Origin of the sequence: Vibrio sp. J1-1 (assembly GCF_021728395.1) — a bacterium.
In the GTDB taxonomy this organism is placed as follows: Bacteria; Pseudomonadota; Gammaproteobacteria; order Enterobacterales; family Vibrionaceae; genus Vibrio.
Window position 1 is genome coordinate 422,280 of record NZ_JAKKCM010000003.1, and the last position, 13,725, is coordinate 436,004.

A 13,725-nucleotide genomic window follows, 5' to 3' on the forward strand; every position below is an offset into this window, starting at 1 on the left:
CCCACCACAAGTAAAGGGCCAACGTCCTATTACTAGGACTTTTCAAACAAGGCCATGGATTCTAAATGGCTGGTATGCGGGAACATATCGAGCATACCTAGTTTGGTTAATTTGTAGCCTTGTTCAATTAAGCTCTGACTGTCCCTTGCAAGGGTAGCAGGATTACAAGAAACATAAACCACACGCTGAGCCCCAAGAGCGGAAACTTGATCGATGATCCCACTCGCTCCGGCACGCGCTGGATCGAGCAGTACTTTATCAAAACTCTCTGCCGCCCAAACCTGACCGTCAAAGTCCTGCTCTAGGTTAGCGTGATAAAATTGTGCGTTGTTGATTTGGTTCAAGGATGCATTATTTGTCGCTTTCTCTACCATTTCAGCTACCCCTTCTATACCGACAACGTGTTTGGCTAACTTAGCGATTGGCAAGCTAAAGTTACCCAGCCCACAGAACAAATCTAACACTCGATCGCTGTCTTGTGGGTCTAACCACTGGATGGCCTGACCCACCATTTTTTGGTTTACCGCTTGATTGACCTGAATAAAGTTATTTGGTGCGAAAGGCACCTTCACGCCATTTTCCTGATAGAACGGCGTCTCGCCTGCAATTAAATCGAGCTGATCACTCTGTGGCATCAGGTATAAGGCGGCACTATGGCGTTTAGCAAGCTTAACCAAAGCCTCAACTTCCGGTTCGGTCAAATTACTCATGTGGCGCAGAGTAATACAAGGCCCGTTATCACCTAAGACCAGCTCAACATGACCAAGTTGCTCAGGCTTTTTAAATTGTTTTAGCTCCGCGTAAATTTCAGGAAGCAGAACGTTCAGCTGCGGCGCTAACACGGGACAATCGGTCACCTGAGCAATCTGTTTGCTTTGCTTTTTGCGGAAGCCAAAATGCAGTTGGCGCGTTTTTTTATCTATAAACAGGCTCACGCGCGCACGACGTCGGTATTGGCGCTGCTCGCCTAATACTGGCGCATCAAGTTCGATATCACTGCCTGCAAATTTTCGCATGAGCTGACGCAGAGTCTGCTGTTTGTGCGTCAATTGTTGGTCATATTCCAAGTGCTGTAAATCACAGCCACCACACTCATGGTAATGCGGACAGAATGGTTCTATACGTGTGTCACTTGGCTGCAAAATTTTGATTAGCTTACCGCGGGCAAACTTACTTTTCTCTTCCACCAGCTGTGTCACCACTTCCTCACCGGGCAGCGCTCCATCAATAAATAGCGGCTTTTTCTTTAGGTAAGCGATACCCGCGCCATGATGATCCAAACGTTCAACGTGCACCTGCTGGTGACGAGTGTTGAGTTGGGTTTTCTTTTTCGGTTGAAAGATGCGTGCCATGCTCTGTGCCTGATTTGTGTCTAATTGCCCTACGGCTTCACTATTCTTGATTGCAGCCGTTGTGTGATTCGAGTGACTTGATTATGCTTACCGTTTATTCGGTGACGTCACTTTTTTACTCAAGGCTTTATCGTGCGCTTGAGAAATAATGCGTTATTTTCCCATATCCAGACTCCGATGTAATTAGATAACATGACCAGATATGGCTTACGAGCACGTGTAATTACACTGACTCTCGCTCCCACTCTCATTATTGGCTTATTGCTGAGCGGCTTTTTCTCATTTAACCGCTACCAGGATCTTGAGAAACAAGTTATCACCACAGGTAATAGCATCATCGAACCGCTGGCGATTGCCAGTGAATCTCACCTACTGACAGAAAGCCGTGAAGCTGTCCGACGCCTTATCAGCTACGCTCACCGCAAAAACTCGAAACTGGTTCGAAGCATTGCCGTCTTTGATGTTCACCATGAACTGTTTGTAACGTCAAACTTCCATCCCAACTTTGAAGCGTTGATGTTTCCAAAAGATAAACCTATCCCACAGCTAGGAAATTCGGAAATCTACGACAACTACCTGATTCTTCGTGTGCCAATATTATCTGAAGGTCATTACCTGACGGATCTGTCTAACAAAAGCCAAGCGACCAAAGCTATCGGTTACATTGCTGTAGAGCTGGATCTCTCCTCTCTGCGTCTTCAGCAATACCAGGAAGTCTTCTCTGCCTTTTTGGTGCTGATTTTAGGTCTCGGCCTTGCCAGTGTATTCGCCTCCCGTTTAATGCATGATGTGACCCAACCGATCACACACATGAAAAACGTTGTAGACCGTATTCGACGAGGCCACTTGGACGTTCGTATCGAAGGAAAAATGCACGGTGAGCTTGATCAGCTTAAGAATGGTATCAACGCCATGGCCGTCTCACTTTCGGAATACCATGTCGAGATGCAACACAGTATCGATCAGGCAACTTCTGATCTGCGTGAAACCTTAGAACAGCTAGAAATCCAGAACGTTGAGTTAGACATCGCGAAGAAACGTGCCCAAGAAGCCGCGCGTGTGAAGTCTGAGTTCTTGGCCAATATGTCGCACGAACTGCGTACTCCACTGAACGGCGTGATTGGCTTTACGCGCCAGATGCTCAAAACTCAACTATCAAACAGTCAGACGGATTACCTGCAAACGATTGAAAAATCGGCAAACAACCTGCTCAATATTATTAATGACATCCTCGACTTTTCTAAACTGGAAGCGGGTAAGCTGGCTCTGGAAAACATTCCGTTCGATTTTCGTGAAAGTTTGGAAGAAGTCGTCAACCTTCAAGCGACCAGTGCTCATGAAAAAGGACTGGAAATCACGCTCAAAGTGGATCCTAAAATCCCATCAGGTTTGATTGGTGATCCTCTACGTATTCAACAAGTCCTGACGAATCTGGTTGGTAACTCGATCAAATTTACTGAACGTGGCAACATCGACATCAGTGTTGAAATGCGTTCTCAGTCTGGTGATTCGGTCGAGTTACAGTTTATGGTTCGTGATACTGGTATCGGTATTTCAGAACGTCAGCAAGCGCAGCTCTTCCAGGCATTTAGCCAAGCCGATGCCAGCATCTCACGCCGCTACGGTGGTACTGGTCTTGGTCTGGTTATCACCCAGAAACTGGTTAGCCAGATGGGGGGAGAAATCAGCCTGACCAGTCGATTGCATCAAGGCTCTACATTCTGGTTTACCCTACGACTCAACTCGACAGAAATGCCAATGAGCGACCTTATCGAGATTGAACTGCTTACGGGTAAACAGCTGTTATTGGTAGAACCGAATATGCAGGCAGCATCAGTAACGCAACAGATCCTAAGCCAGGAAGGTATCTTAGTGACTTATCGTTCATCGTTACCTGAAGCAAATGAGCACTACGATTACGTGTTACTCAATTTGGCTGCAAACCAGACTTACGATGAGCAATCGGTTGAAGCCTGGATAGAACAAGCGAAGCAAATGGCACCAAGTGTGATCATGGGGACGCCAAGTACCGAACTTGCCCTGGCAGATCAGATCATGAAGGAACATCATATCCAGTGTCTGACCAAGCCTCTGTCACGACGCCGATTGCTACAAAGCCTGATCAGCGAACATGTTGAATCTCCTCAGCCTCTTCTGCGTGCACCAATTAAAACCGTAGAGGAAGAACGTTTACCGCTGCACGTTCTCGCTGTTGACGATAACCCGGCCAACTTGAAGCTTATCTCTGCTTTGCTGAAAGAGCGTGTTGAAACGGTAACCGCCTGCAGTAACGGTCAACAAGCCGTAAATCTGGCGACCGAGAAAAAGTACGACATGATATTCATGGACATCCAAATGCCACATATGGATGGGGTGACCGCGTGTAAACATATCAAGCAGATTGAGCTCAACAAAGAGACACCAGTCATTGCGGTAACCGCACATGCTATGGCGGGCGAACGTGATCGTCTACTCGCTGCGGGTATGGATGACTACCTCACCAAACCAATTGAAGAGCATGTGCTGCAACAGGTTTTGGTTCACTGGAACCCAAATGCCTGTGCGGAAAGCATTAGAAAAGTCACGCCTTCTTATATCGATGAACAAGAGACTGAACCTCTAAGTGCAACAGAAAAGGCTCACCAAGATGTCATTATCGATTGGCAAGCCGCATTGAAACAGAGTGCGAATAAAGAAGATTTGGCCAAAGATATGCTGCGTATGTTAATCGACTTTATCCCAGAAGTGGATGATGTGGTTGCTCAAGCACTAGCAGAAGAAAACTTTGCCCGTGAAGAGCTCATTCATGTCATTCACAAGCTGCACGGCAGTAGCTCGTATTGCGGCGTGCCAAGGTTAAAGTCGTTGTGTGCGACGCTGGAGCAGGCACTTCGCTCAGGCGCGGAACTTGACGACATTGAGCCCGAAATGTTTGAGCTACAAGATGAAATGATTAAGGTCACGACCACCGCTAAGCTCTATCTAAAGCAGTAAAATGTCCGCTGACTAAAACGACAAAGCCAGAGCAGATGTTCTGGCTTTTTGCTATTTGGTTTCTTTACAAGAAATTCAGGCGATTTAGGACTCTAAAATCACGGTCGCAACTGCATAGTGTCTCTCATCGGATATCGAAAGGTGAACATGGTTTACCCCCAAGCTTTGAGCTATTTGCTCTGCCTTACCAGAAAGGGAAAGTATAGGCTTCCCCAGTTCATCGTTAGTCACGTAAAAGTCGTGAAAGGTCACCCCTTTTGCAATGCCGGTACCCAGCGCTTTCGATGCCGCTTCTTTCGCTGCAAAACGTTTGGCAAGGTAACGCCCTTTTTGCTTTAGCTGTGAAAACTTGAGGATCTCTTCTTCACAAAGAATGCGCTGAGCAAAGGACTCTCCAGTTCGAACCAGCGCTTTTTCAATGCGCTCTATTTCCGCAATGTCCGTACCTAAACCTAAAATAGCCATTAATAATGCCTGATTACTTACGAGCTTCGATCATCAAAGCTTTCATATCAGCCACAGCTTTGTCCAAGCCATCGAACACCGCGCGACCAATGATAGAGTGACCAATGTTCAGTTCGTAGATTTCTGGTAACGCAGCAATAGGTGCAACGTTATGGTAAGTCAAACCATGACCCGCATTGACAATGATACCTAGGTCGTCAGCATAGCTTGCGCCAGCGGCAATTTTTTTCAGTTCCGCTTGCTGTTCTTCCTCAGTTGTCGCATCAGCATAGTGACCAGTGTGAAGTTCAATATAAGGCGCACCACATTGCTTTGCTGCATCAATCTGTTGGCGGTCGGCATCAATAAACAGAGAAACTTTAATACCAGCTTCGGTGAGTTTCTCAGTTGCCGCCTTCACTTTAGCAAGTTGACCAACCACATCCAGGCCACCCTCTGTCGTCAGTTCTTCACGTTTTTCTGGCACTAAACAAACGAACTCCGGCTTGGTTTTCAGAGCAATCTCAACCATTTCATCTGTTACTGCCATCTCTAGGTTCATGCGCGTCTGGATAGTTTCACGCAGAATACGTACATCACGGTCCAAAATATGTCGGCGGTCTTCACGCAAGTGAATAGTGATACCATCAGCACCCGCTCGTTCTGCAATTTCAGCTGCATGAACAGGATCTGGATATTTTGTACCACGTGCATTACGTAAAGTAGCAATATGATCGATATTAACGCCTAAATAGATTGAGCTCATTTTCCATTACTCCGTGCTCTGGATGTCTGAATAAACAATTCACGACTTTTTAAAGGTTTGCCGCCAAGATACGGCTTTAAGGCTATACGTGTAAAGCGTTTTGCCGCTTTTAACTGCTCTTTAGTGACGAAGCGCCGCTCACTGATTGCAATCAATTCATTACCTAAAAATGTCAGGTTGTCACGCCTCACTGAAGCAATAAACCCCTTCTGCTCACGATAACGGTAGGTCATGTTCGCTTCAACAGGTTCCCCCGTCCCTGCACAGTGCATAAAGTCGACGCCGTACCCCATCGTAGAAAGTAAGGCCAATTCAAAACGGCGCAGAGCAGGCTCAGGATTATCACACTGAGCAAGCTCGGTTAAGGCATGCAGATAATCATGAAACAAGGCTGGCATTGGTACTTCTGCCATCAATACGCGGCCAATCAGTTCATTGACGTACATAGCAGAGTAAAGGTTGATACCTGTTAAGGGTAAACCGAGGCTGATTGGTTCAGCCTGTCGTAAGGTCTTCATTGACCCTTTGCCTGACCATTTGAGTAACAATGGTGTGAATGGCTGTAGCGCCCCTTTTAGGTTCGAACGTTTGCTACGCGCGCCTTTGGCCATCAATGTGATGCGGCCATACTCCTCACTGAACACATCAAGAATCAAGCTCGATTCACTGTAAGGTCTTCGGTGCAAAACAAAGCAGCGTTGTAAGCCTTCAGAGGACTGGTTACTCATCTATACCGGTGTGCCTATCTAAAATAAAAAAATAAGGAGCCAAGTGGCTCCTTATTCTAATCGATGTTGGAGCGAAGTGCCTTCGCTTCAAGTTTATAGATCGTCGATGTAACCCAGCGAGCGCAGCGCACGTTCGTCGTCAGCCCAACCAGATTTCACTTTAACCCAAGTTTCGAGATAAACCTTACGACCAAACAGCTCTTCCATATCCAGGCGAGCTTCACGGCCGATGGTTTTGATCTTCTCGCCACCTTTACCAATCACCATTTTCTTCTGACCACTACGTTCAACCAGAATCAGGGCATTGATATGGAAACCATCGGTTTCCGGGTTGTAATCAAAACGTTCAATCTCTACCGTCACTGAGTAAGGAAGCTCCTCACCCGTAAAACGCATCAGTTTTTCACGAACAATTTCGGATGCCATAAAGCGCTGTGAACGGTCTGTCACGTACTCTTCAGGGAAGTGATGCGTGGCTACTGGTAAGTGGTCGCGTACATGTTTACGCAGTACATCGATGTTCTTACCTTGCTTAGCTGAGATTGGCACAACGTCGACAAAGTCCATTCTCTTAGACATGTCCGCCATGTGCATCATCACTTCATTGCGATCTTGTACGTTATCGACTTTGTTGACACACAGTACAACAGGGAAGTTCGATTTCTGCAGCTTAGTCAGTACCATCTCGTCGTCTTTGGTCCAATGGGTACCGTCGACTAAGAAGAAAACCAAGTTCACATCACTCAGCGAAGAGTTTGCAGCGCGGTTCATCAAACGGTTGATAGCACGCTTTTCTTCAATGTGAAGCCCAGGTGTATCGACATAAATCGCCTGATAGTCACCATCAGTGTCCACACCCATGATACGGTGACGTGTGGTTTGTGGCTTACGAGAGGTAATCGAAATCTTCTGACCCAAGATTTTGTTTAGAAGGGTCGATTTACCTACATTTGGACGACCAACAATGGCGATAAAGCCGCAGTGCTGGTTTTCTGGTGAGCTCGCTTCACCATGTGACGCAAAATATGCGTCGATATCAAATTCGTTATCAGCCATTAGTTAATTGCTCAAGTGCTGTTTCCGCTGCCGCCTGTTCTGCCTTGCGGCGGCTGGTGCCTTTACCGATCACAGGTTTATCCACACCTGCAACTTCACACTCAACCGTGAACTCTTGGTTGTGCGCTTCACCTTTAATATTAGTCACTGTGTAAACAGGCAGCGGTTTTCTTCTGCCTTGCAGGAACTCTTGGAGGCGAGTTTTTGGGTCTTTTTGTGATACACCAGGCTTAATGGCTTCAAGACGAGACTTGTACCAGCTCAGTACAATGCCACGCACTGCTTCAATATCACTATCTAGGTAAATTGCACCAATAATGGCTTCCACCGCATCGGCGAGAATAGAGTCACGGCGAAAGCCACCACTCTTCAATTCACCTGGACCTAATTTTAAATAATCTCCTAGATCGAACTCACGACCCAGTTCCGCCAATGTATGTCCGCGAACCAAAGTAGCACGCATACGACTCATGTCACCTTCGTTCACTTTAGGGAAACGATGGTACAGATCATCAGCGATGACAAAACTTAAAATTGAATCGCCCAGAAACTCAAGACGTTCGTTATGCTTACTGTTGGCGCTGCGGTGAGTCAACGCCAGGTTGATAAGCTCGGCATCTGTAAACTGGTAGCCGAGCTTTCGCTCTAGTTTATCAATTGGAGAATTCATACTCTCTCGATATTAAATAGTTAGTGAATACCACCGATGCGGTTAAAACGCACACCGGTTGGAATCCATGAAGGTAGAACGCTATCTGCGCCACGCTCAAATTCAAAGCTGATCCAAATGGCAACAGCTTTGCCGACTAGGTTTGCTTCTGGAACAAAGCCCCAGTATCGGCTGTCAGCACTGTTGTCACGGTTATCACCCATCACAAAGTACTGACCTTGTGGTACAACCCATTCAGTTGTGCCGCTACGTGGGAAGTACTGCTCCACATGGTTGCGAACCAATGGGTTAACCAAAATATTGTGCTCAACGTTACCCAGTTTTTCATCCAACTGGATCATCGGGATACCATTCGAGCTAAATTGACTCTCTTCGACATTACTCAGTTTAACTGGCTTACAGCTCGATTCACCTTTGCTTTGAACACAAATTTGCTTATCGTTTGAGTAACGCACAATATCCCCCGGCAAACCGACCACACGCTTGATGTAATCAATGCTAGGGTGAGGAGGATATTTAAACACGACGATATCGCCACGCTCTGGTTTGCCTGTTTCTACCAGCTCAGTACGCCATACTGGATCTTTTAGACCGTAAGCATACTTTTCTACCAGAATGAAATCCCCGACTAACAAAGTAGGCATCATTGAGCCTGACGGGATTTGAAACGGTTCATAGATAAATGAACGTAAGACAAGAACAAACGCGATCACAGGGAAGATAGACACACTGTTTTCAACCCACCAAGGCTGGCGCTCCACTTTCTGCAGAGTCACGGCATCTAGACCGCTGGCTGTTTGAGCTTCGATCTCCGCGACTTTCGCCTGACGTTTTTTCGCAAACACCAGTTTTTCCAAAAGCCAAACTACACCAGTTACCAAGGTCACGATAACCAGAATCAGTGAGAATGTATTCGCCATTAAATTCCCTTATCTAAAAATGCGAAAGTGAAAGAGCGTTAACTCTTTCACTTATTTTAAGTTCTAACGTCTTATGACCAACAAGAATGGAACAAAGTTCAATTCTAGTCTTTGCCTACGTGAAGAATCGCCAGGAAGGCTTCTTGAGGCAGTTCAACGTTACCGATCTGCTTCATACGCTTCTTACCTTCTTTCTGTTTCTTCAGAAGTTTCTTCTTACGACTCACATCACCACCGTAACATTTCGCGATAACGTTTTTACGTAATTGTTTTACCGTCGAACGCGCGATGATGTGGTTACCAATCGCCGCCTGAATTGCGATATCAAACATCTGACGAGGGATGAACTCTTTCATCTTCTCAACCAACTGACGACCACGAGTCTGAGACTGGTCTTTGTGGGTAATCATCGCTAGTGCGTCAACCGTATCACCGTTCAGAAGCACGTCTACGCGAACCATGTTCGACGCTTCAAAACGCTGGAAGTTGTAGTCCAGAGACGCATAGCCACGTGATGTCGATTTCAGACGGTCGAAGAAGTCGAGAACCACTTCTGCCATTGGAATATCGTAAGTCACGGCTACTTGGTTACCGTGATAAACCATATCCACCTGAGAACCACGTTTTTCAACACACAGCGTGATAACGTTACCCAGGTACTCTGAAGGCACTAGGATGTTACAACGCGCGATCGGCTCGCGGATTTCTTCGATATCGTTTACCGCAGGTAGTTTAGCTGGGCTATCGACATACAGCATTTCACCGTCGGTTTTCTCTACTTCGTAGACTACCGTTGGTGCAGTGGTAATTAGGTCTAGGTCGTATTCACGCTCTAAACGCTCTTGGATAATTTCCATGTGCAGCATGCCAAGGAAACCACAACGGAAACCAAAGCCCAGAGCTGCAGAGTTTTCTGGCTCGTAGAACAACGACGCGTCGTTCAGGCTCAGTTTGCCTAGCGCGTCACGGAAGTTCTCGTAATCGTCAGATGATACTGGGAATAGACCTGCGTAAACTTGAGGTTTTACTTTCTTAAAGCCCGGTAGTGGTTTGTCACTGCCGTTTTTCGCTAGAGTCAGCGTATCACCTACTGGAGCGCCTAGGATGTCTTTAATACCACAAACAACCCAACCTACTTCGCCAGTATTTAGAACGTCAGTATCTACTTGCTTAGGCGTGAAGATACCCAAACGGTCTACACCCCAAGTTTGACCTGTGCTCATTACTTTGATCTTGTCGTTCTTCTTCAGTGAACCATTTTTGATTCGCACTAAAGAGACTACGCCAAGGTAGTTATCGAACCATGAGTCGATGATCAGCGCTTGTAGTGGCGCGTCTGGATCACCTTCTGGCGCTGGAATTGCGGATACGATATTTTCTAATACGTCATCCACACCCAAACCTGTTTTCGCAGAACAGCGGGTCGCTTCCATCGCATCGATACCCACGATTTCTTCAATTTCTTCTGCAACACGTTCTGGATCTGCGGCTGGAAGATCGATCTTGTTTAGGATTGGCACAACTTCCAGATCCATTTCGATCGCGGTGTAACAGTTTGCTAGCGTTTGAGCTTCTACACCCTGACCAGCATCAACAACCAATAGCGCGCCTTCACACGCAGCTAGAGAGCGTGATACTTCGTATGCAAAGTCTACGTGTCCCGGAGTATCAATGAAGTTCAGCTGGTATGTTTCGCCGTCTTTAGCGGTGTAGTTTAGCGTCACACTCTGAGATTTAATGGTGATACCACGCTCACGTTCAAGATCCATAGAATCCAGAACCTGTGCGGCCATTTCACGATCGCTCAATCCTCCACAAACTTGGATTAGACGGTCAGATAGGGTCGACTTACCATGGTCGATGTGGGCGATAATCGAAAAGTTACGAATGTGCTTCATAGATTTAGGCTGACTAACTCTTTACAAATAGGGACAGTAAGAAAGCCATCATCTGATGGCATTTCAATCAAGTTGGCAGATTCTACCGAATTTCGTTAGCGGGCGCACGTAATTTAAAGTACATAAACCCAAGTGACTGAAAGGGACGGGGGTCAGAGCTTACTGGATAGGCTCTCCAAGCACTCTAACTAAGGTAACTTGGCGTTGTGATTCATCTTCAAGTGGCTTGGATACACGTTTCGCTAACCAAACACCACCAGCGGCAAATAGTACCGAAGACAGAATAATTACCCCTTCGCCACCAGCAATGAGAGGAGCAAACAGTAGATGACCGAAAAGCGCACCGAGTATCAGACCAAACAGTGGCAGTAGATATACCGCCATCGCCGATTTAATTAAACTGGATTCAGGGAAACCAATTTCGACGACTTGTCCGATTTGCACGGCTTTTTCTGTGCGCAAATGCCAAGAAAGGCTTTTATTACCAATGGCTTTAGTGACCACACCTGTGCCACAACTTTTTTGCGATGAACAACTGCTGCAACTGGTTTGCTGCTCGCAGCTCAAGTCTATGTCATATCGCTTACCGTGACGCTCGACACCTGTCACAGTCGCTAACGCGGTCATCATTGCAGGTTACTCATGTTTACTGGTTAGTTACTTTAAATGTAACAGATTGAGCTATACGTTGCGCCGTTGCTGGCGGTATATCACCCACGACGGAGATTTCATAATCGCCATTTACGTAGCTGTGCAGCGTTCTGCGACCTTGGCGTACAAGCTGACCTTTCAATGAGTGCTCATCTTTACTCGCTACATAAACCGAGAAATTAAATAACCCATCGGAATACATTTGGCTTTCTACCATTTGATCACTGACCGCCATGCGGTAGCGATTGAGTTCATTAGCCTCAAAACCATCTGGTATCCAACCGACAACCCAGTCGCTGGTGCTTACCTCACCTTTAGGCATGGTAAGAACAGCAGGTAACTGAACATCTTCTAAGCCACTCATGAGCTCAGCAATTTTAGTATTCACTGTGTATGAAATCGTACGGTATTGCTCTAGTACTTCGCCATCGCGATCAACAAGATCAGCTCGCAGTGGAAGCTTGCTCTTTTCATCAACCCAAAGGATATATGAATAGCGTAAGCCATCTTTCGGTACGATACGTAACACCTGAGTAGCAACACCGGCTTCACGAGCTCGACCAACCTGAACATAGTCATAATAGCGATTCAGTTCATCAATGTTGGTATTTAGCATTGGGATGGTCGGTGCAACCATTTTTCCAGATTCTATCGTGAAAGGCTCTGCACCTGTTTCGATGTAGCTGACTTCACGGCCGCGGAGAATGACTTCACGCACAGGGCCGCTTAAATAAATAAGGTGGGCATATTGCTCTTCACCGTGGGTCGCATGACGGTACAGCAAAGGTTCAATACTGTTCTTTTTGATGAGGATATAAGAGAGCTCGTAGCTTAAATTCTTACTCGCTTCGCTCATTTGATGCAATAAAGCCTCCGCTGGTTTGTCACCAGCAAAGGCTTGTGCAGACATCATACTGAACAGAGCGCAAACGCTGATCAGAAATTTTTTCATTCAACATCCGGAGTCAGAGGCGCATCTTGCTGAGATGCATCACTGTTAATTCTTAACTGTAATTCGTAGTCTCGCAGCATAGCATGAACACGCTTACGTTGCTCCTGCATATTTGCTTCACCTATAGAACGCTCTACGGATTCTCGAGTTAAACTCACAGGTTCTGCGCTACCTGCGAATGGAACGGTTTGCAATACAGGCAACTGTTCAGCTTGAGGTACCGTAGAATCACTTCCGCCGTACTGCTGTACACCTAAGATGACGACTAGCGATACACACGCAGCAACGGCAACTTGTCCAAATTGAGTCAACCAACTTGGTAGCTGACGTTTGGCTTTTTGCGGTTCTGGTTGTGACTCTTTAGGTGCATCCGTAATTGAAATTACATTGGCACTATGCGAGTCAACAGCACGATGTACTGGCTCGTTTTCTAACGCTAACGCCACGCTTTCAGCAATATTCCACTCAGGTTTTGCTGGCGCTTCGCCTCGCATCACATCACCAATCAAGTGATAATTCTGCCAAGCTTTACGGCTCTCTTGATCTTGCCCTAATTCTTGAATTAAAGCCTTATCGATCAATTCTCCATCCATGAGAGCTGAAAGTTTTTCTTTGTCAGCCATTGTTTTCACCATAGTTATTACTTGTACTAGCGCTGTAAAAGAGGTTTGATTTTCTTTTCCACCGCTTCACGAGCACGGAAGATACGTGAGCGTACCGTTCCTACCGGGCAATCCATTACTTCAGCAATTTCTTCATAGCTCAAGCCATCAAGCTCTCGCAAAGTCATTGCTGTTTTTAAATCTTCAGGTAACGCTTCGATTGCACTGAACACTACCCGTTGCAATTCTTTGGACAACGTTAAGTTCTCAGGGTTCGAAATTTCTTTAAGTGCACTACCTGTTTCGTAAAATTCAGCATCTTCAGCATCAACGTCTGTCGCTGGGGGTCTTCGCCCTTGAGCCACAATGTGATTTTTCGCAGTATTCACTGCAATGCGATACAGCCACGTATAAAACGCACTCTCCCCACGAAAACTGGGGATAGCTCGGTAAGCCTTGATAAACGCTTCTTGTGCTACATCTGGAACATCGCCAGGATTACTTACGTATCTGGAGATAAGATTACACACCTTGTTCTGATACTTCGTTACCAGCAGGTTGAATGCTTGCTTATCGCCATTCTGAACTCGCTCAATCAATACTTGATCGGTCAGCTGCTCGTTCATTCGAGCGGATACTCCTATTTGTTATGCCCCTAATCTTCTCAGATATGGGTACTATTTCTGCAAAAC

Annotated in this window: 13 protein-coding genes; 1 reads left to right on the forward strand and 12 read right to left on the reverse strand. The window is 46.3% G+C overall.

The window, feature by feature from the left end; translation table 11 throughout:
• Positions 1-32 precede the first annotated feature (32 nt).
• Complete coding sequence (gene rlmD / locus L3V31_RS06775) at positions 33-1,352, reverse strand: 23S rRNA (uracil(1939)-C(5))-methyltransferase RlmD (RefSeq protein ID WP_237315340.1); 1,320 nt, start codon at positions 1,350-1,352, stop codon at positions 33-35.
• A gap of 192 nt (positions 1,353-1,544) precedes the next feature.
• Between rlmD and barA the strand changes: the two genes are divergently transcribed.
• On the forward strand, positions 1,545-4,346 hold the full coding sequence (gene barA, locus L3V31_RS06780) for a two-component sensor histidine kinase BarA (RefSeq protein ID WP_237315341.1): 2,802 nt from the start codon (positions 1,545-1,547) through the stop codon (positions 4,344-4,346).
• 84 nt (positions 4,347-4,430) lie between these two features.
• Here the strand turns inward: barA and acpS are convergent, their stop codons facing one another.
• The 11 genes from acpS to rpoE form a co-directional block, all read right to left on the reverse strand.
• The gene (gene acpS, locus L3V31_RS06785; RefSeq protein ID WP_237315342.1) at positions 4,431-4,811 is read right to left on the reverse strand and encodes a holo-ACP synthase; all 381 of its coding nucleotides are present in this window, start codon (positions 4,809-4,811) and stop codon (positions 4,431-4,433) included.
• A 13-nt stretch (positions 4,812-4,824) separates the two neighbouring features.
• Positions 4,825-5,556: a pyridoxine 5'-phosphate synthase gene (gene pdxJ / locus L3V31_RS06790; RefSeq protein ID WP_176293485.1), complete on the reverse strand. Its 732-nt coding sequence runs from the start codon at positions 5,554-5,556 to the stop codon at positions 4,825-4,827.
• Positions 5,553-6,284: a DNA repair protein RecO gene (gene recO / locus L3V31_RS06795; RefSeq protein WP_237315343.1), complete on the reverse strand. Its 732-nt coding sequence runs from the start codon at positions 6,282-6,284 to the stop codon at positions 5,553-5,555. The genes pdxJ and recO overlap by 4 nt, the downstream gene beginning before the upstream one ends.
• A 93-nt stretch (positions 6,285-6,377) precedes the next feature.
• Positions 6,378-7,340, reverse strand: coding sequence for a GTPase Era (gene era, locus L3V31_RS06800; protein ID WP_237315344.1), 963 nt, complete (start codon positions 7,338-7,340; stop codon positions 6,378-6,380).
• A complete protein-coding gene (gene rnc, locus L3V31_RS06805) occupies positions 7,333-8,010 on the reverse strand; it encodes a ribonuclease III (protein ID WP_237315345.1) in 678 nt (225 codons plus the stop codon). The genes era and rnc overlap by 8 nt, the downstream gene beginning before the upstream one ends.
• 20 nt (positions 8,011-8,030) lie before the next feature.
• A complete protein-coding gene (lepB, locus tag L3V31_RS06810; RefSeq protein ID WP_237315346.1) occupies positions 8,031-8,930 on the reverse strand; it encodes a signal peptidase I in 900 nt (299 codons plus the stop codon).
• Between the two features lie 104 nt (positions 8,931-9,034).
• The gene (gene lepA / locus L3V31_RS06815) at positions 9,035-10,828 is read right to left on the reverse strand and encodes a translation elongation factor 4 (protein WP_237315347.1); all 1,794 of its coding nucleotides are present in this window, start codon (positions 10,826-10,828) and stop codon (positions 9,035-9,037) included.
• 159 nt (positions 10,829-10,987) lie between these two features.
• Positions 10,988-11,458, reverse strand: a complete 471-nt coding sequence (locus L3V31_RS06820) for a SoxR reducing system RseC family protein (protein WP_237315348.1) — start codon at positions 11,456-11,458, stop codon at positions 10,988-10,990.
• Positions 11,459-11,474: 16 nt separating this feature from the next.
• A complete protein-coding gene (rseB, locus tag L3V31_RS06825; RefSeq protein WP_237315349.1) occupies positions 11,475-12,431 on the reverse strand; it encodes a sigma-E factor regulatory protein RseB in 957 nt (318 codons plus the stop codon).
• Positions 12,428-13,054, reverse strand: coding sequence for a sigma-E factor negative regulatory protein (locus tag L3V31_RS06830; RefSeq protein WP_237315350.1), 627 nt, complete (start codon positions 13,052-13,054; stop codon positions 12,428-12,430). Before L3V31_RS06830 ends, rseB begins: the two co-directional genes overlap by 4 nt.
• Before the next feature lie 26 nt (positions 13,055-13,080).
• On the reverse strand, positions 13,081-13,659 hold the full coding sequence (gene rpoE / locus L3V31_RS06835) for an RNA polymerase sigma factor RpoE (RefSeq protein ID WP_014233001.1): 579 nt from the start codon (positions 13,657-13,659) through the stop codon (positions 13,081-13,083).
• Positions 13,660-13,725 lie beyond the last annotated feature (66 nt).

Excerpts from the sequence above, each read along its gene's own strand:
- rseB (WP_237315349.1), bottom strand. The coding sequence starts at position 12,431 with ATGAAAAAATTTCTGATCAGCGTTTGCGCTCTGTTCAGTATGATGTCT.
- rlmD (WP_237315340.1), bottom strand. The coding sequence starts at position 1,352 with ATGGCACGCATCTTTCAACCGAAAAAGAAAACCCAACTCAACACTCGT.
- acpS (WP_237315342.1), bottom strand. The coding sequence starts at position 4,811 with ATGGCTATTTTAGGTTTAGGTACGGACATTGCGGAAATAGAGCGCATT.
- L3V31_RS06820 (WP_237315348.1), bottom strand. The coding sequence starts at position 11,458 with ATGATGACCGCGTTAGCGACTGTGACAGGTGTCGAGCGTCACGGTAAG.
- rpoE (WP_014233001.1), bottom strand. The coding sequence starts at position 13,659 with ATGAACGAGCAGCTGACCGATCAAGTATTGATTGAGCGAGTTCAGAAT.
- pdxJ (WP_176293485.1), bottom strand. The coding sequence starts at position 5,556 with ATGAGCTCAATCTATTTAGGCGTTAATATCGATCATATTGCTACTTTA.
- lepB (WP_237315346.1), bottom strand. The coding sequence starts at position 8,930 with ATGGCGAATACATTCTCACTGATTCTGGTTATCGTGACCTTGGTAACT.
- rnc (WP_237315345.1), bottom strand. The coding sequence starts at position 8,010 with ATGAATTCTCCAATTGATAAACTAGAGCGAAAGCTCGGCTACCAGTTT.
- L3V31_RS06830 (WP_237315350.1), bottom strand. The coding sequence starts at position 13,054 with ATGGCTGACAAAGAAAAACTTTCAGCTCTCATGGATGGAGAATTGATC.
- era (WP_237315344.1), bottom strand. The coding sequence starts at position 7,340 with ATGGCTGATAACGAATTTGATATCGACGCATATTTTGCGTCACATGGT.
- lepA (WP_237315347.1), bottom strand. The coding sequence starts at position 10,828 with ATGAAGCACATTCGTAACTTTTCGATTATCGCCCACATCGACCATGGT.
- barA (WP_237315341.1), top strand. The coding sequence starts at position 1,545 with ATGACCAGATATGGCTTACGAGCACGTGTAATTACACTGACTCTCGCT.
- recO (WP_237315343.1), bottom strand. The coding sequence starts at position 6,284 with ATGAGTAACCAGTCCTCTGAAGGCTTACAACGCTGCTTTGTTTTGCAC.